This window comes from Paenibacillus sp. SORGH_AS_0306, assembly GCF_030819345.1.
Lineage (GTDB): Bacteria > Bacillota > Bacilli > Paenibacillales > Paenibacillaceae > Saccharibacillus > Saccharibacillus kyungheensis.
Map to the genome: position 1 here is coordinate 5,046,707 of NZ_JAUTBP010000001.1, position 15,722 is coordinate 5,062,428.

Sequence of the window (15,722 nt, forward strand, 5' to 3'; positions counted from 1 at the left end):
ATTCTTACTTCTGGTTCTGCTTTTAGAGCAGTCATTCTGTTTATAATATAGAGAAAATAGAATTGGAGAGATGATCAGATGAAACTGGTTCCCCCTCAGTCATTTACATATCGCGGAGGAGCAAGGGCTGCTCTACTGCTACATGGATATACTGGCAATACACTGCATGTCCGCAAACTGGGACGTTTCCTGAATGATAGAGGGTATACCTGTCATGGCCCGCTGTATAAAGGACACGGCAGTACTCCAGAAGAACTGTTACACACCAAACCTTCGGAATGGTGGAAAAGTGCTGTAGACGGTTATGAATATCTAGAGCAGGAAGGGTATGAAGAGATCGCTGTAGTTGGTGTATCACTGGGCGGTGTATTCTCCCTGCGACTGGGTACTCTATTTCCCGCCAAAGCTATCGTCTCGATGTGTGCACCTATACGTGAAAAAGACAATGAAGATATTCTCAGACGGGTACTGGAATATGCCCGCTGGTTCAAGTCTATCGAAGGCAAAGAAGAGCCGCAGATTGAGCAGGAACTGATACAGCTAGCTGAAGAACCTCTGCACAGTCTGGATCAATTACGTAAACTAATATCCTCTACCGCTAGTCAGGTGAAGCGTATCTCTGCACCGACCATGATTATGCAGGGCGAGCTTGATGAAGACCTTTATCTAGAGAGTGCCCGGATTATTTATGAAGATCTGACTATGCCGATCAAGGAGCTGAAATGGTATGACCAATCCGGTCATATTCTGACGATGGACAAGCAACATGATCTGGTCTTTGAGGATGTATACCGATTTCTGGAAAGTCTAGAGTGGGATGCAGCGTCGAGTTCGGGAGAGTAAGAAGAAAGAATATGTAATATAGCTTTCATAAATGAATATCTAATACAAGCAAAAGAGCTATACCATCTGATTATTCAGAAGTATAGCTCTTTTTTTGATATAGGTAGTTGATAACGATTTAGAGTGAGTAGATTAGTTTGTCATGACTTAGACGACATTTAGACAACATCGCTATTAGGAATGATCACTGGTAGAACAGCTTCAATACCATTACGAATCTGCTGACAAGAGTATTCGAATTTGGTCTGCTCTTCCGCAGTCAGTTGAAGCTCGATAATTTCTTTGATACCTTCGCCACCGATAATAGCAGGTACACCTGCACAGACATCATATTGTCCGTATTCTCCTTCTAATATAGAAGAAACAGCAATAATCCGTTGTTCATCATTGAGAATCGAACGGGCGATATACGCAAGCGCATTGCCGATACCGAATTGTGTATTGCCTTTGCGGGTAAAAATCTCCCAGCCTGCATCTTTGGTTTTGCGAGCGATATCATCCAGATTCAGATCAGGAAAACGAGCGGTATGTTGATCCAAAATATGCAATAACGGCTTGCCGCCGATCGTAACATGTGACCATGCGACAAATTGAGATTCTCCATGTTCTCCAAGGGCATATCCATGTACACTACGTGGATCGATCGAAAAGACATCAGAAAGTAGCGTTTTGAGGCGAGAAGAATCGATCGATGTACCTGTTCCGATCACACGTTCACGTGGAAAGCCTGAAATTTGCCATACTAGATGAGTAATCACATCTACAGGATTAGCCGCTACAATAAATACACCGTTAAATCCACTCGCGACAATTGGTTCTGTAATTTCGCGAGCAATCGCGGCAGTCTCATGCAAAATATTCATCCGGTTATTTTGCCCGGGTATCGGATTAGCTCCGGCAGTAATAATCACAATATCCATATCTCCACAATCTTGCAATGTACCTGCATAGACTTTGGTACGGTGAGAGGTGAATTCCATACAATGTGACAAATCCAATGCTTGGGCTACTGCACGTTCATGAGTACGTCCGATCATCATAATCTCATCACCGATAGATTGATTAATCATCGAATACGCACAACCTGCTCCTACCATTCCAGCACCTACGATAGCCACTTTTCTTGATTTTCTACGCATAACTAACCTCCTGCTCCTTTTCATATACAATGTAATATTGGCTGATCTATATTTAATAAAATACAACTAAAGTGCATTTCAATGTCAATTAACTATTCATGATCACTTATAATAGTACTTTATTTTGCTTATTATTAACAGATGTGTCATGAAACTTAACTTAATATTTATTTGAAATGAACAGAATGTGATAAAAGTGTGAATACGCGATACAATAGTCGTTTAAGGGTAATAACAAATAGTAAGCAAAACAAGGAGGAATAAATAATGTCTACTATTCAAAATGAACGTATTCTACTGGCAAGCCGTCCAAAAGGTGTGCCAACTGCAGAAAACTTTACGATCGATCAGCAACCACTAGAGGACGCTAAAGAAGGTCAATTGCAAATTCAGACTTTATATATATCAGTTGATCCTTATATGAGAGGACGAATGAGTGAAGCGAAGTCTTATGCTGCTTCTTATGCTCTAAATGAACCTGTTAGTGGCGGTTCTATCGGTAAAGTGTTGCAAAGTAACGATTCTCGTTATCAAGAAGGCGATATTGTGGTCGGTGGATGGGGATGGCAGCGATATGCTGTTGTCGATGCAGATACTTGTCGCAAAGTCGATCCAGAACTGGCTCCAATCTCTACAGCTGTCGGTGTACTAGGTATGCCTGGCCTTACAGCTTACTTTGGTACACTTCGTATCGGTAATCCACAACCAGGCGAGACGCTAGTTGTCTCCGGTGCAGGTGGTGCTGTAGGGATGTTAGTAGGACAGATTGGTAAAATCAAAGGTTGTCGTGTAGTAGGTATCTCAGGTTCAGAGGAGAAAAACCGCTATCTATTAGATGAACTTGGATTTGATGCTGTGATTAACTATAAAGACGAGAAGCCTGTGCGTGAAGCATTGGAAGAAGCTTGCCCGGATGGTGTTGATATTTATTTTGATAATGTCGGTGGTGAAATCTCGGATGCTGTTATTGATCTACTTAATACCAATGCACGTATTCCATTATGCGGACAGATTTCTCTATATAACAATGAGAAACCAGATATCGGCCCACGTATCCAACCTACTTTGCTCAAACGGACAGTGTTGCTTAAAGGTTTCTTAGTTGGTGATTATGCAGCTGATGCAGCCGAAGGATTAAAAGAAATGGGTAGCTGGGTTAAAGAAGGCAAGCTCAAATATCGCGAAAATGTAATAGAAGGTTTTGAAAATACACCGCAAGCCTTTATCGGGTTATTTAGCGGTGAAAATCTAGGTAAACAATTGGTCAAAGTGACTGATTAATCATATGCTAGATCAGCTATAAAATAATACAATCTGCAAAACAATATATAAATATATCAAAAAACCGGCTTCTATTTTGTAGAAGTCGGTTTTTTATGTGTTGATATAGATTATTTAGACAACGGAATAGCAGAATCTGATGTCATTTTGCGATATTGACGGTACATCGATATTCTCCAATGTAATAGTGTGCCAAAAGCCAGAATAAAAAATACGCCTGCTGTTTGTGGAATCGAAATATACTGTTCAATAAATCGGTGTAACAGTAAACGGATCATCAATAGACCAATTAAAATAAACAGAAAACTTTTGGAGCGTTGCACAACGATATCTGTACCCGATCGTTCAAACTTGGTACCGCGAATTAACGGATACGAAAAAATAAACCATCCGGCTAAAAAAGCACCTAAAGCCCATATCCAGGACACCCGAAAATCAGCCACAACAAACATAAAAAAACCAGTACTCATTCCCATAGGCGGGATCAGAATTTTTTTGGCATTGACCGGTCTGTGATTAGTACGAGAACGTACCAGAATAGCGGTTATCGCAATCACTAACAGACCTACAGTTGATCCGATCTGTAAAAATGAGGGACTAAATTGTAGCATAATAAAGGTCAAACCCCTCTTCTGCAATTAAAATGGAATTACGCTTTCATTATATCATATTACCAGTCGTGATCGTTGTTATCAAAGTCTGTAAAGTGGTCTATTTTGTTAAAATTTTACTTATAGTGTGAAAGACCTACAACAATAAAAAGCTGTTTTGTCGAAATAGTAAAATATAGTAAAATGTAGAGAAGATAAATCAAAGTATACTCGCTCGGCAGATCTGTATCATGTTCGATAATCTGTTACAACAAAGGGGAATACAGTGAAATGACAACATATCAAATTTTAATCGCAGAAGATGAACCAGCTTTACGATTTTTGCTACAAGAAACGTTGGAAGATGAAGGGTACAATGTGATCGAAGCAGAAGATGGTAAGCAAGCTCAAGACAAGCTATCCAGTCACCCTTTTGACCTTGTTATTTTGGATTATATGATGCCTGAAGCTACAGGGATTGAAGTCTGCGAATGGTTACGTCAAAGTGGCGGAGTCAATGCGAAAAAGCCTGTTATTTTACTGACAGCCAAAGCACAGGAGAAAGATCGGATTCGTGCGGAGCAAGCAGGAGTATCTCTTTATATGTCCAAGCCATTTAGCCCGCTGCAATTGATGGATGCAGCCGAAGAATTACTGTCAGCCAGTGGAGGCGATGAATAATGAATCCAGCCCGCGGGGGTCTGGCACGCCGGGTCGCTTTATGGACGATTGTTCTTTTTTTGGTGTTTGGTATTATCATTTTTGCGGTTGAGTGGTTTTTTAAGCAACAGACCGCAGATATTACCAATGATATTAATACACATCTTAATCAGCAAAATCAGATTCAAGATATGGATGAAGATTATCGTACAGCAGTTTCTGATTTTCGGGCATATCTGGCTTATGATCGCAATGAATTTTTATTGGAAGCCGAGACAAGTCGCGATGAATTTGTAAAGCGTTTGGATACATTTAAAAAAGCTCAGACCGAAGATTCACGTCTGGATGAATTATCACGCAAAAGCACAGAATATTTTAGCTATTTTCCGGTGATGCAAGCACTCAAACAGCAAAATAATCAAACTGAAATCAATCGTATTTCACAGACGATCACTACTTCTCTGGTGCAATCGGTCAATAGCGAATTAGATCGGTTAATGCAGATTGAACGCCAAGAAGTAAACGATCTGATTGCCAAAAGTAAACGTATCAATTCTTTGATCCTATTTGTACCGTTGGTGTTAATTTTGTTAGGACTGGGAACTGCTGTTATATTGATTCGTTATTTACGCAAATCGATTATTCATCCAATCGCCCAGATGGAGCAAGCAGTAGAGCGAATAAGTAAAGGGGAATATATTCATTTAGAAAATACCTTTTCGCAGGACGAGATTGGTGGGCTTGTTGCTGGTATTAATCATATGAGTGATCAGTTGAAAGAACGCCATCAAGAACTGGAAGAAAGTCTGCGTCAAATGGGAGAACAACACGACGAGTTGGAAGCACAGAATGAAGAAATTATGATGCAACAACAAGAGCAGGAAACGATCTTGGAACGGTTGACCGAGCGTGAGACACAGTTACAATGGATCAATTCGTATCAAGAAAAACTAACGGGTTTTGCGCAGATGAATGACTTTTTAGAAAGCAGTCTGCGGGCATTGATGCAAGCGACACGTCATGATGCTCTAATGCTGGTTATTCAAGATGAGATCGGCAATCCTGCTTCGTCACGTATGATGTATTCGATTGGATGGCCACATACGATACATGGAGAAGCTATTGATCATTTATTTGGGCCCGCATTACAAGTATTAGAAGAAAAGACTCCTATTGTCCGTAGCCGTACTCTCAGCACCGAAGAAAAAGGAGTTCATCAAGGATATGAACGTGCAGACGATCATTACTATCCTATTTTTAATGAAGAAATGAATGTGCTCGGTTTTGTTCTATTTACAACGTACGGTAGTCTGATGGTGCATATCAAAGATAAATTGATGACAGAAGGATTAATCGGACAATTTGGTCTGGCATATCAAGCGCAACTTGCAAGTGAAGAGCGGCGCAAGCAAAGTGTTCGTCTGGAAGAACTCAATGTAGAATTGGAACTGGAAAAACGGATGCTTAAGCAACAACGGGATACGATTCAGCAAATCATCGATTCTCTGCATGAAGGCTTGGTACTTTGCGATCCACAAGGGACGATTTCATTTTGCAATCAACAGGTAAGTCGTGTGAATCCAGAACTAATCACAGGCGCTAATATTACCTCACTTACAGAATATCTGGATCATCATACAGTAGAACACACAATGTTGAGCGAGCAGATTCAGCAGTTGCTGACCGAAGAAAGCAAAGAGTGGAAAACACAGTTCTCTCTCCAAGGACGTGACGGATCTATTTATTATATGGAAATGTATATGAATATGATCAAAGGTATGAATTTAGAAAATTATCATCTATTTGTATTCCGTGACCGTACGGAAGAAGAACAAGCGGATCAATTGAAAAATGAATTTGTAAGTATTGTCTCGCATGAACTACGGACTCCATTGGCAAGTATTTTAGGATTTGTAGAGATACTACTTCATCGTGAAGTCAAACCGGAAAAAGCGAAAAAATATATGGAAACAATACATGGAGAAGCTAATCGCTTATCCAATCTAATCAGTGATTTTCTGGATCTCCAACGGATGGAATCAGGCAAGCAAAATTACACACTGGTTCCATTTGATCTGAATCCGATTGTGCAAAGTGTAGCCAAACAATGGGATAACAAACAAGGATATACGATTGGAATTGATGTACCTGAAGGGGTGTGTCTGGTACGCGCAGATAGTGATCGGATTACACAGGTTATGCATAATTTGATTAGTAATGCGATTAAGTATTCACCTGGGCAAGAACGTGTCGATGTTCGCTTAGTGGATGGAGATACGCACTGGATTGCGGCAGTACAAGATTATGGTCTGGGTATACCGGAAGAATCCAAGCCTCATATGTTTGGTAAATTTTATCGTGTAGACAATTCAGATCGTCGTCAGATCGGTGGCACAGGATTAGGGCTTGCGATTGTCAAAGAAATTGTAGAAGACTTAGGTGGAGAAGTGTATTTCGATTCTATATTAGGTCAAGGTAGTACATTCTATATTAAATTGCCCAAATTCCATCTGCGTGCGCTGGATGACAAAATTGTGGTACTGGAAGACGATGAAAATCTAGCTCGACTGATTGGGGCTACGTTTGAAGAACAAAATTACGAAATTTTGCGTATGGATACCGCAGAAGAAGCATTGCTTGCTCTAGAGTATAGTCAGCAACCGCCTTTATTGTGTCTGGTCGATGTACAGCTACATGGTTCGCAAAATGGATGGGACTTTATTCAAGCGCTCAAAAATGACAAAGCGTATCGTCATGTGCCTGTGATTATCTCGTCAGCACTAGATCAACCGGACAATTATGCCGAGACATCGAATGAGCGCTATTTACAAAAGCCATTTAGTGTAGAACGGTTGTTAGAGTTAGGGATGAACTTAATCCATAGTGATACGAAAAGTACAGGATTGGTTGTAGCGATGCAAAATGAAGATACTGTCAAAACAACTTTGCAAAAAAATGGACTTGGCGAAGCTGAATTACAGCTTAATGAAGATTTTATTCAAGTGGATTGGATTAAAGAAGATACCCCGCCTCAAGAGTAATCTGTAAATGATACAAACACCTTCTGCTTGTAACGTCGACTGAACAGGATGAAGTAGATCTACAGCGACTGAAGTATGAAGGTGTTTTTGTTATGAGCTATTTATAGTTATGATTTACTCTATTCATTTTATATGATATTATCGCAATACTACATATAACAACCGATTTATTTCGCTTAAATGCATCATGATTTAAATTTATTTAGCGATATAACCTTGAAATTAAAGGAGTGAACATTCATGGATCAGGTGGATCAACATATTCTACTCTGTCTACAAACCCAAGCACGTATTTCAATGACCGAACTAGGGAAAGAAGTAGGGCTGTCTCAACCGGCAGTAACGGAACGAGTACGTCGGATGGAAGAGAGTGGAGTGATTCAGCAATATAGAGCCATAGTTGCACCGGATAAGATTGGCAAATTGACAACAGCGTATTATTTATTCCGCGCGAATGATGGAATATCGTTTGTTCAGTTTTGTCAGGAGACGGCTCAGATCGTAGAATGTCATCGAGTTAGCGGAGATTACAATTATTTGATCAAAGTGGTGACCTCATCTATTATGGATTTGGAACCGTTCGAAAATTGCATTACCAGCCACGGTTCATACACCACGTTAATCACACTTTCTTCTCCTATCGATCACAAATCTCTTGTACCTACTATGAGCAAAGATCAGCAAACGATCTAACGTTGTTTGGTGTTAGCCAAAAAAGGATCTTGTAGAGACAAGATCCTTTTGCGTGCTATCCACTGTTCTGGTAGTGATTATGATGTATCTACGGCGTCTCTAATGTACTGCGACGATGTTGATGATGCCATTGTTCATAGATTCCACCTATTTCAGAAAAGGCTTGATTGGCTTGTTCTGCAATAGATATTTCATCTGTAGTTGTATAAGAAGAATCCTGTTGACGCTGTAATCGATCGGTATGTAGAATCAGTTGAATCGTATCTTCCAAAATCCAGTACACCACATCATCTACATCGGTCGTAAGTTTGTTGAGCATTTGCACATTGCGTTCGTACATTTGTAATACATATCCTTCGTCTGTAATCTGAACATACGGAGAAAGTTCAAATCGCTCTTGATCAAAAAAAGGAGCACGTACCCATTTCATATGGTGCTGTTGATCATAGATCATTGTTTTCTGAAGTAGTGCTGTGATCTTTTCTATAATTTGATTGGCATGATAGATCATGATAACAAGAACCTCATTTCTAGAGCTTGAGTATAGCTCGGGTGTCATTTTGTCGTGTCTATTATAGTATAAATAAACAGAATGACTGCTTCAATCTCATCAAATAGTTACAAAATCTCAACCTGCAATCGCTTTCACATCTAGTCATATGTATGTTTTAATAGATATACATCACAATTTATAGCCAAAGGAGTGTCTACAGCAGATGCAAATCTCTTCTTTTTTACTGCCGAAAGAACAAGTCGCTTATATTCCTTCGACAATCTCGATGTTTGAAGCATTAGAAATATTAGAAAGTCATTTTTATACAGCATTGCCGATTATCGATGAATCTGGACGATATGTAGGTACTCTTTCTGAAGGGGACTTATTATGGAAACTCAAAAATACCTGCAATCTTGATTTTGAAAAAATGCGTGAGATTCCTGTCTATGATATTCAAAAGCATGTTCGCAATGAAAGTGTTATTATTACAGCCGCAATGGAAGATATGTTATCGCTCGCCGCAGATCAGAATTTTGTACCTGTGACAGATACCAAAGGAATATTCCTCGGCATTATTCGCCGTAAAGATATTATTGAATACTATAATGACAATATTACAGACTAAATAGTCTGTAGATACTTATCGTATAACCATATATCATGTACGAGTGCAACATCATACAAGCCTAACTGCTCCTATCGAATAAGCAGTTAGGCTTGTATTTGTTATGTGATCCAGAACCAGATTATTGACTGAAATCAATCGTTGCAATCGAAGCGCCGATACCGGGATCATTCGGATTATTGACTCCACGTGGTTGATCAAAATTACTAATATATAATGTATTTCCTACAAAATGAAGGCTAGCAGGGAATTCTAAAGGCCCATTGTTATTATTGCTAGCGATATCGCTGACCTGTCCATTCAGGCTTACGCGTACGATAGCATTACGTTCATTAGCCGCTACATAGATCGCTCCATCAGGGCCAAAGTTCAAGCCGTCTGCTCCATATAATAGCGGGCTTTGAGCAACAAGTTGGCGCTCACCTAAAGAACCATCATTGTTGATTGCAAAGCGGTTTACTTCTCCAGAACTGGTATTACTAACATATAATTGTCCATCAGTGCCAAAAGCAATACCATTCACTACGATTTTTTGCTCTTCTCGTGTAGGCAAGATACCACTTGCATACGTACTTACTTGTCCATTAGAAGATACTTTGTAGATCGCTCCGTTCGCTCCGCCACTAACATATAGATTACCACTACGATCAAAAGCTAATCCGTTCGCTCCGGGCACACCACTCGCATACGTTTCCACTTTGGATGAATCAAAAGCAGCGCTAGATAAATCTTCTTCATTGATTCTATAAATAAGACCTTCTTCGCCTCCGCTTGCAATATACAGATTACCTTCAGCATCTAACGCCATACCTGTACCTGAACGTGGCAGTTCAGTCAATGTATCGATCTGTCCGGTATCTGCGGCGATGCGATATAACTTTTTACTACCCATTTCAACAGTAAACACTTGGTTATCTTCATTAGCAATCACGCCTTCAATCCGTAGCCCTGTCGCTGTGCTTGGATCAAGGTCTGTCAGAATCGATACGGATCGGTAAGTGTCTGAAGTGACACTAGGATTAGGATTGCTGATCTCCGTAGACGCTGATTGTATATTTACAGAGCGAGTAGCAGGAGTATAGACCACTTTGTAATCAAAAGCTTCGAAAACCGCACGTACAGGAACCAGTACATTATCCCCTACAAGCTGTAGTGTATGGTGCGCTGGTGAGGTGGTCGTAGCAGATGAAGATTCTTCATGTAATGTGAATGTAGTATTTCCTTTAGTCAATGTTAATACATTTTTTTCAGCATTCCATGTGGCTTGAGCGCCCAACTGAGTAGCCACTACCGCGTAAGGGCTGTATAGGCTTTTTCCGATCAAATGGCTATCCCAATTGGTGCTTGTGCCTTCAATAATCGTTTGGAGATCTGAATCCACTGCTTCTGCTGCCCATCCTGTCGATGGCGATAACAACAGACACCCCGTCATAGCAACAATTACGCCAAGCGACTTGCTTTTTTTCAAAAATAATCCCTCCTGTACTTTTAATTTGGCATCGTAAGCCTAACGGTAGCATTCGCTACAAGACAGAATTATCCTTCTTTTTACAGTAAAAAGAAAATAGTTACATATAAATAGCACCACTACAATCAGATACCAATTAGCAAAATGAATTTTATTTTGATTGGAATTATATTACATTTGTAAGAGGTAAGAAATTAATGATATTTTTTTATATTTAAAAATAACCTGACCCTTTATTTATCGTCTGTATAAGTGAAGGGCGTATTCATAACAAAGGAGAGCATACAGGTGGAGGATAACGAAATTGTAGAACTGTTTATGACACGTAACGAATCAGCTATAACCGAATCTTCCCGTCAGTACGGAAGATATTGCTATACGATCTCTTATAACATTTTAAGTGATTCTGAAGATGCGGAAGAATGTGTCAATGATACATGGCTTCGTACATGGAACGCGATCCCTCCGCAACGACCGAATAAGCTGTCTTTTTTTGTAGGCAGAATCACCAGAAATCTTTCACTTGATAAATTCAAAGCCAAAAAAGCTCAAAAGCGTGGTGGCGAAATGACTATTATTTTAGGTGAACTGGATGATTGTATTCCTTCCGAACATGATGTGGAACAAGCTATTTTGGAAAAAGATTTGAGTCAAACGATCAATCGATTTCTGCATACGTTACCTGAACGGGAGTGCAATTTATTTTTAGCCAGGTATTGGTATAGTCAGTCACAAGCAGAGATCGCAGAGCAATTTGCTATGAAAGAAAACAATGTCAAAGCCAGTCTGTTTCGAACGCGTACCAAACTCAAAGCTTATCTTATGGAGGAAGGAATCTATCTATGAATAGTGAACAACTGTATCGTGCTATCGGTCAGATTGACGATGAGTTATTGACTCGATATGAAGCACGCCGTCAACCGAAGTCTACCTATTGGCTGAAATGGTCTAGCACTGTTGCTTTTGCCGCGGCGGCTGTTATTATCGCCTTTATGGCTACCAGTGTATGGAATGAACAAAGTCAGATCTACACTGCATCTGGAACTGTTATTCAAAATATAGAAGGGGTTCCAAGCGATGTCTTGTCAGGCAGTACGGTTGCACCAGCCAATGGAAGCAAAGTCTATGATGCAGGAGTACAACAAGCATTAACCAAGTACGCCGGGCAAGATGTGAAGTATTTTGTAGCGATCGATTTATTTGCCAATATGAACCCTGTAGAGTACAACAGTCCACAAGCTCAAGCCGAGTTAGAACGTCTGACAGCGTTGAATTATAACGTTGGTTATGCGACAGCATGGACATATCAAGGCAATCAACAAAAAGTAAATTATTCGTATATCGCTGGTTACTTTACAGCCGATCAATTGAAAAACTTTGCTATCAATACTCAATATGGATATGTATTCCACTTTGCCACCAATGGAGATGGATCGCCTGTATCTGCGGATCAAGGTATCCATATAAATTTTAAAAAATAATTGAAATCAAAAATAACCTGATCTGCTAAACGTCGTCTTTTATAGTGTAAGCCATTATGATTCAAACATTCGAGGAGGAATTACCATGAATAACAAAACAAACAAAATGAACAAAAAAATCGTAACTTCAATCTTATCTGCATCTATTTTATCAATATCGCTAGGAAGTGTATCTTTTGCTGCTACAACATCATCGTTTCAAGATTTGAAAGGGGTAAACGGGCAAGACAAAATTGTGAAATTACATGACCAACACATTCTGAATGGATTAAGTGATACAGCATTTGCTCCGCAATCCTCTTTAACACAGGCACAAGCGATTCAGTTTATCGTAAAAGGATTCAAACTAGATGCCAAAACAGGCGTAATTGCTTTGAAAGATAATCAAAAGTTATCTACAGTATTCCCATCTGTTAAAGACAATGCATGGTATACCGATGCTTTTCGTGACGCTTATAAAAACGGTGTAGATATTCCTAAATCTGTTAATCCTACAACAAAGATTACACGCGAACAATATATCGATTATGTGATGACAGCCCTACAAACAGTAGGAAAAATGCCAGCTATTGATGTGATTACACCGGATATCAAAGATATCGACAAATTAGATCCTGCTATGTTGGATTCCTCTCAATTAGCGATTGCACTTGGTATCGTGAAGCTAGATAGCAGCAAAAACTTGTACCCGCAAAAAGAAATCACACGCGCAGAAGCAGCCGTTATTCTTTATGATGCATTAGACTATCTGAATAAAAGTGCACAGGACAAAATGAAAGGCCAACAAACTACGATTGATGTATTACCACATGAGGAAAAAGGGTCTAATCCTGTGACTCAGCCGAATAATGGAAGTATGGTATCTGAAAGTTATGCCACACCAACTAACGGAGAAAAACTATATGTTCGAGCAGTAAAAATGGCTTTGGATCAACATGCAGGACAAGATGTGAAGTATTTTGTAGCGATCGATTTATTCTCAAATGGAACTCCTTTAGCTACCAATAGCAAAGAAGTACAAGCAGAAGTAAAACGTCTACAAGGATTGAATTATGATATTGATTTTGCTAAAGCATGGACATATGAAGGGAATTTGCAAAAAGTAGATTACACGTATGTAGGTGCCTATCTAACAGCGGATCAATTGCAACAATTCAAAGCGAATACAAATTACGGCTATGCTTTTCAATTTGCAAGTAATGGCGACGGTTCACCGGTACAAGGCAAAGCAGGTAGTATCAGCGGAGTAAGTGATAACAGCAATATTGCAGATTAATAATATAAATAGGTATATAAAAACGACTGTAGATAAGATACAGTCGTTTTTTTATATTAATAAAGTATATTTTTGTTGATTATAATTAAAATTGTTTACTATATATTTATATGTTAACATATGGAAGGAAAAATATGGTTTTGAAGAGAATTTGATGAAGAAAGTAGCAGGTATTACATTAGCAATAAGCATAACATTAGATATGACAACAGCAGTTCCAGTAAAAGCAGATTCTGAAGATCATGCGAACTCTTATAAGGATAATGTAGAAATTGTTAAAGCATTCACAGTAACGGACGGAAAAATAACTCCAATCTCAAAGTGGAGATGATTCAATAACTCAATCTATTCCTAAAGGAAAGTATGCTTGGATGGATTTTTATCCAATAATGACTTATTCTTACGGTACACTTACAACAAATACTTATAATATTACCGATACTGGATCTACAACATTAATTAGCTCAGTTAGTAAAAATTTAAATGTTTATGGTCCTAAAAAACAACAAACAACAAAACTTCCTGATGGAGTATATACAGTTAAAGAGTCAACTACTTTACCAAACTATTAATATTATTTTGTGTTTAACGGGAGGACTTAATGAATAAACGTAGTGCAGGTGTTATTTTTCTATCGTTAGGTTTATTATTGTTTATTTTCAAAGATGCAATTCGTTTTTTAGTAGCTTCAGCACTTACGTTTAAAGTAAGTGGTATGTCAGATAGTTTAATTGAGACTAGATTAGAATACGTTCCTCAACCTTATTCACTTATTATTCCTATATTATTTATAATATTAGGAATTGTGTATCTAATATGGTCAATTACATCTAAAGAAAAGTAATTAATAAAAAGGACGGTATAGATAATCTATACCGTCCTTTTTGATATTCAAATAAAATTCGGAAGAACTAATGCTCCATAGACAAATGCCGCCAGAATCACAAAGGCAGGGTGGATTTTACGAATTTGCATCGCCCAGAAGGCGACGACAGCAATACCAAGACTTTGCCAGATACCTATCGAGACAAAAGAACCTGCGGTTAATTGCCATGTCAGTACCGCCATCATTACAGCAATAACAGGCTGAACGAGTAATGTTAATCCTTTGACTACAGGAGAAGTACGGTATTTTTGCAATAGATTAAGCAGTAAAATCAATGCAACCGCAGAAGGCACAATCGTTGCGAATAATGCAATAAATATACCGCCTATCCCAGATACATCATAACCAACAAATGCCGCAATTTTGGTTGCAATCGGCCCGGGAAGTGTATTCCCAAGTGCCAGCACATTCGAAAATGTCTTATCATCTAACCAGTGATAATGAGTGACAATCTCGTTGTACATCAACGGAATAGAAGCAGGGCCACCACCATAACCGAGTACATTGGCTAGAAAGAATCCCCAGAATAACCGCAGCCATTCGACCCATTCAATCGTGAATGTATGCATTAAGACTCACCGCCTTCGGTTTTCTTCACAGGCGGATTAGGTGGATTAGGTGGATTGCGTCGATCTTTTAACCATTGTACAAATTTGAAATGAACTGCTCCATATGCTAAAAATAATGCAATCACTATAGCGGCATGAACGCTCAACAGTTGCAGTAAAATAAAAGCAACGATAAACAGTCCGATCCCTACTTTGATTCCTAGCCCTTTTACAGCTTTCTCACCAAATTCATACGCCATAACACCTAGCATAACAGCAATGACAGGCACTACAGCGGCAATCATTCCTTGAATGATTTTGGAATGGCTCAAGTAAGACACCGCAGATAACAAGACGATCATCGCCAGGCAAGAAGGGAGAATATGAGCGATGACTGCTAGAATAGCGCCTAGGACTCCTTTGCCACGATAACCCAGGTATGCCGCCATCTTGGTCGCAATCGGCCCGGGAAGTGCATTACCAAGCGCCAGAATTTCGCCGAATTCATCATCACTTAACCAGCGATAACGGGTAACTGCTTCATAGCGGAACAGTGGCATAACCGAAGGCCCTCCGCCATAACCAAGAATACCGGTTCGCACCATGGCCCATGATAATTCACGATAAGTGGCTTTATGATAAGAAGGAGCAGTTGAGCTATGTTCTGAAGGTATTGTCGGTTGAGTACTCATGTA

18 protein-coding genes are annotated in these 15,722 nt (G+C 39.3%); 12 read left to right on the forward strand and 6 right to left on the reverse strand.

The annotated features are described in order from the left end of the window. The first annotated feature begins 78 nt into the window (after positions 1 to 78). Entirely contained in the window at positions 79 to 843 is a 765-nt protein-coding gene (locus QE450_RS22400) for an alpha/beta hydrolase (RefSeq protein WP_307302229.1), read from the forward strand. Between the two features lie 158 nt (positions 844 to 1,001). Here the strand turns inward: QE450_RS22400 and QE450_RS22405 are convergent, their stop codons facing one another. Then, complete coding sequence (locus QE450_RS22405) at positions 1,002 to 1,982, reverse strand: L-lactate dehydrogenase (RefSeq protein ID WP_274171140.1); 981 nt, start codon at positions 1,980 to 1,982, stop codon at positions 1,002 to 1,004. Between the two features lie 267 nt (positions 1,983 to 2,249). On the opposite strand from QE450_RS22405, the gene QE450_RS22410 reads away from it, so the two are divergent. Continuing rightward, on the forward strand, positions 2,250 to 3,263 hold the full coding sequence (locus QE450_RS22410; protein WP_273614628.1) for an NADP-dependent oxidoreductase: 1,014 nt from the start codon (positions 2,250 to 2,252) through the stop codon (positions 3,261 to 3,263). A gap of 110 nt (positions 3,264 to 3,373) precedes the next feature. Here the strand turns inward: QE450_RS22410 and QE450_RS22415 are convergent, their stop codons facing one another. After that, the gene (locus QE450_RS22415) at positions 3,374 to 3,874 is read right to left on the reverse strand and encodes a CcdC family protein (protein ID WP_273614629.1); all 501 of its coding nucleotides are present in this window, start codon (positions 3,872 to 3,874) and stop codon (positions 3,374 to 3,376) included. 270 nt (positions 3,875 to 4,144) lie between these two features. Here QE450_RS22415 and QE450_RS22420 point away from each other — a divergent pair, with 270 nt between their 5' ends. The 3 genes from QE450_RS22420 to QE450_RS22430 all read left to right on the forward strand — a co-directional run bounded on the left by QE450_RS22420 (position 4,145) and on the right by QE450_RS22430 (position 8,247). Further along, positions 4,145 to 4,534, forward strand: a complete 390-nt coding sequence (locus QE450_RS22420) for a response regulator transcription factor (protein WP_273614630.1) — start codon at positions 4,145 to 4,147, stop codon at positions 4,532 to 4,534. After that, on the forward strand, positions 4,534 to 7,554 hold the full coding sequence (locus tag QE450_RS22425; protein ID WP_307302236.1) for an ATP-binding protein: 3,021 nt from the start codon (positions 4,534 to 4,536) through the stop codon (positions 7,552 to 7,554). Before QE450_RS22420 ends, QE450_RS22425 begins: the two co-directional genes overlap by 1 nt. Positions 7,555 to 7,794: 240 nt before the next feature. Then, on the forward strand, positions 7,795 to 8,247 hold the full coding sequence (locus QE450_RS22430; protein WP_273614632.1) for an Lrp/AsnC family transcriptional regulator: 453 nt from the start codon (positions 7,795 to 7,797) through the stop codon (positions 8,245 to 8,247). A gap of 88 nt (positions 8,248 to 8,335) precedes the next feature. Here QE450_RS22430 and QE450_RS22435 read toward each other — a convergent pair whose 3' ends face one another. Beyond that, positions 8,336 to 8,758, reverse strand: a complete 423-nt coding sequence (locus tag QE450_RS22435; RefSeq protein WP_307302239.1) for an Imm63 family immunity protein — start codon at positions 8,756 to 8,758, stop codon at positions 8,336 to 8,338. Between the two features lie 205 nt (positions 8,759 to 8,963). Between QE450_RS22435 and QE450_RS22440 the strand changes: the two genes are divergently transcribed. Continuing rightward, positions 8,964 to 9,368: a CBS domain-containing protein gene (locus QE450_RS22440; RefSeq protein ID WP_273614634.1), complete on the forward strand. Its 405-nt coding sequence runs from the start codon at positions 8,964 to 8,966 to the stop codon at positions 9,366 to 9,368. Positions 9,369 to 9,489: 121 nt separating this feature from the next. Here the strand turns inward: QE450_RS22440 and QE450_RS22445 are convergent, their stop codons facing one another. Continuing rightward, a complete protein-coding gene (locus QE450_RS22445) occupies positions 9,490 to 10,836 on the reverse strand; it encodes an SMP-30/gluconolactonase/LRE family protein (RefSeq protein ID WP_307302241.1) in 1,347 nt (448 codons plus the stop codon). Positions 10,837 to 11,124: 288 nt separating this feature from the next. On the opposite strand from QE450_RS22445, the gene QE450_RS22450 reads away from it, so the two are divergent. The 6 genes from QE450_RS22450 to QE450_RS22475 all read left to right on the forward strand — a co-directional run bounded on the left by QE450_RS22450 (position 11,125) and on the right by QE450_RS22475 (position 14,437). Next, positions 11,125 to 11,682 carry an RNA polymerase sigma factor gene (locus tag QE450_RS22450; RefSeq protein WP_274171136.1) on the forward strand — a complete coding sequence of 186 codons (558 nt, stop codon included), beginning with the start codon at positions 11,125 to 11,127 and terminating at the stop codon, positions 11,680 to 11,682. Next, on the forward strand, positions 11,679 to 12,317 hold the full coding sequence (locus QE450_RS22455) for a hypothetical protein (protein WP_307302244.1): 639 nt from the start codon (positions 11,679 to 11,681) through the stop codon (positions 12,315 to 12,317). Before QE450_RS22450 ends, QE450_RS22455 begins: the two co-directional genes overlap by 4 nt. Positions 12,318 to 12,402: 85 nt before the next feature. Then, positions 12,403 to 13,593 carry an S-layer homology domain-containing protein gene (locus QE450_RS22460; RefSeq protein ID WP_307302246.1) on the forward strand — a complete coding sequence of 397 codons (1,191 nt, stop codon included), beginning with the start codon at positions 12,403 to 12,405 and terminating at the stop codon, positions 13,591 to 13,593. 154 nt (positions 13,594 to 13,747) lie between these two features. Next, on the forward strand, positions 13,748 to 13,924 hold the full coding sequence (locus QE450_RS22465; protein ID WP_301263149.1) for a hypothetical protein: 177 nt from the start codon (positions 13,748 to 13,750) through the stop codon (positions 13,922 to 13,924). A 40-nt stretch (positions 13,925 to 13,964) separates the two neighbouring features. Beyond that, positions 13,965 to 14,165 (forward strand): hypothetical protein, encoded by a 201-nt coding sequence (locus QE450_RS22470; RefSeq protein WP_307302249.1) that lies wholly within the window; start codon positions 13,965 to 13,967, stop codon positions 14,163 to 14,165. 29 nt (positions 14,166 to 14,194) lie between these two features. After that, entirely contained in the window at positions 14,195 to 14,437 is a 243-nt protein-coding gene (locus QE450_RS22475) for a hypothetical protein (RefSeq protein WP_301263148.1), read from the forward strand. Positions 14,438 to 14,484: 47 nt separating this feature from the next. On the opposite strand, the gene chrA is transcribed toward QE450_RS22475, so the two are convergent. Together chrA and chrB are read right to left on the reverse strand one after the other, a co-directional pair. Further along, positions 14,485 to 15,048, reverse strand: a complete 564-nt coding sequence (gene chrA / locus QE450_RS22480; RefSeq protein ID WP_273614639.1) for a chromate efflux transporter ChrA — start codon at positions 15,046 to 15,048, stop codon at positions 14,485 to 14,487. Beyond that, complete coding sequence (gene chrB / locus QE450_RS22485) at positions 15,048 to 15,719, reverse strand: chromate efflux transporter ChrB (RefSeq protein WP_307302253.1); 672 nt, start codon at positions 15,717 to 15,719, stop codon at positions 15,048 to 15,050. Before chrB ends, chrA begins: the two co-directional genes overlap by 1 nt. Between the last annotated feature and the right edge of the window lie 3 nt (positions 15,720 to 15,722).

What these genes read in the sequence shown, in the direction of transcription:
- QE450_RS22400 (WP_307302229.1), top strand. Translation starts at nt 79, where the DNA reads ATGAAACTGGTTCCCCCTCAGTCATTTACATATCGCGGAGGAGCAAGG.
- QE450_RS22405 (WP_274171140.1), bottom strand. Translation starts at nt 1,982, where the DNA reads ATGCGTAGAAAATCAAGAAAAGTGGCTATCGTAGGTGCTGGAATGGTA.
- QE450_RS22410 (WP_273614628.1), top strand. Translation starts at nt 2,250, where the DNA reads ATGTCTACTATTCAAAATGAACGTATTCTACTGGCAAGCCGTCCAAAA.
- QE450_RS22415 (WP_273614629.1), bottom strand. Translation starts at nt 3,874, where the DNA reads ATGCTACAATTTAGTCCCTCATTTTTACAGATCGGATCAACTGTAGGT.
- QE450_RS22420 (WP_273614630.1), top strand. Translation starts at nt 4,145, where the DNA reads ATGACAACATATCAAATTTTAATCGCAGAAGATGAACCAGCTTTACGA.
- QE450_RS22425 (WP_307302236.1), top strand. Translation starts at nt 4,534, where the DNA reads ATGAATCCAGCCCGCGGGGGTCTGGCACGCCGGGTCGCTTTATGGACG.
- QE450_RS22430 (WP_273614632.1), top strand. Translation starts at nt 7,795, where the DNA reads ATGGATCAGGTGGATCAACATATTCTACTCTGTCTACAAACCCAAGCA.
- QE450_RS22435 (WP_307302239.1), bottom strand. Translation starts at nt 8,758, where the DNA reads ATGATCTATCATGCCAATCAAATTATAGAAAAGATCACAGCACTACTT.
- QE450_RS22440 (WP_273614634.1), top strand. Translation starts at nt 8,964, where the DNA reads ATGCAAATCTCTTCTTTTTTACTGCCGAAAGAACAAGTCGCTTATATT.
- QE450_RS22455 (WP_307302244.1), top strand. Translation starts at nt 11,679, where the DNA reads ATGAATAGTGAACAACTGTATCGTGCTATCGGTCAGATTGACGATGAG.
- QE450_RS22460 (WP_307302246.1), top strand. Translation starts at nt 12,403, where the DNA reads ATGAATAACAAAACAAACAAAATGAACAAAAAAATCGTAACTTCAATC.
- QE450_RS22465 (WP_301263149.1), top strand. Translation starts at nt 13,748, where the DNA reads ATGAAGAAAGTAGCAGGTATTACATTAGCAATAAGCATAACATTAGAT.
- QE450_RS22470 (WP_307302249.1), top strand. Translation starts at nt 13,965, where the DNA reads ATGGATTTTTATCCAATAATGACTTATTCTTACGGTACACTTACAACA.
- QE450_RS22475 (WP_301263148.1), top strand. Translation starts at nt 14,195, where the DNA reads ATGAATAAACGTAGTGCAGGTGTTATTTTTCTATCGTTAGGTTTATTA.
- chrA (WP_273614639.1), bottom strand. Translation starts at nt 15,048, where the DNA reads ATGCATACATTCACGATTGAATGGGTCGAATGGCTGCGGTTATTCTGG.
- chrB (WP_307302253.1), bottom strand. Translation starts at nt 15,719, where the DNA reads ATGAGTACTCAACCGACAATACCTTCAGAACATAGCTCAACTGCTCCT.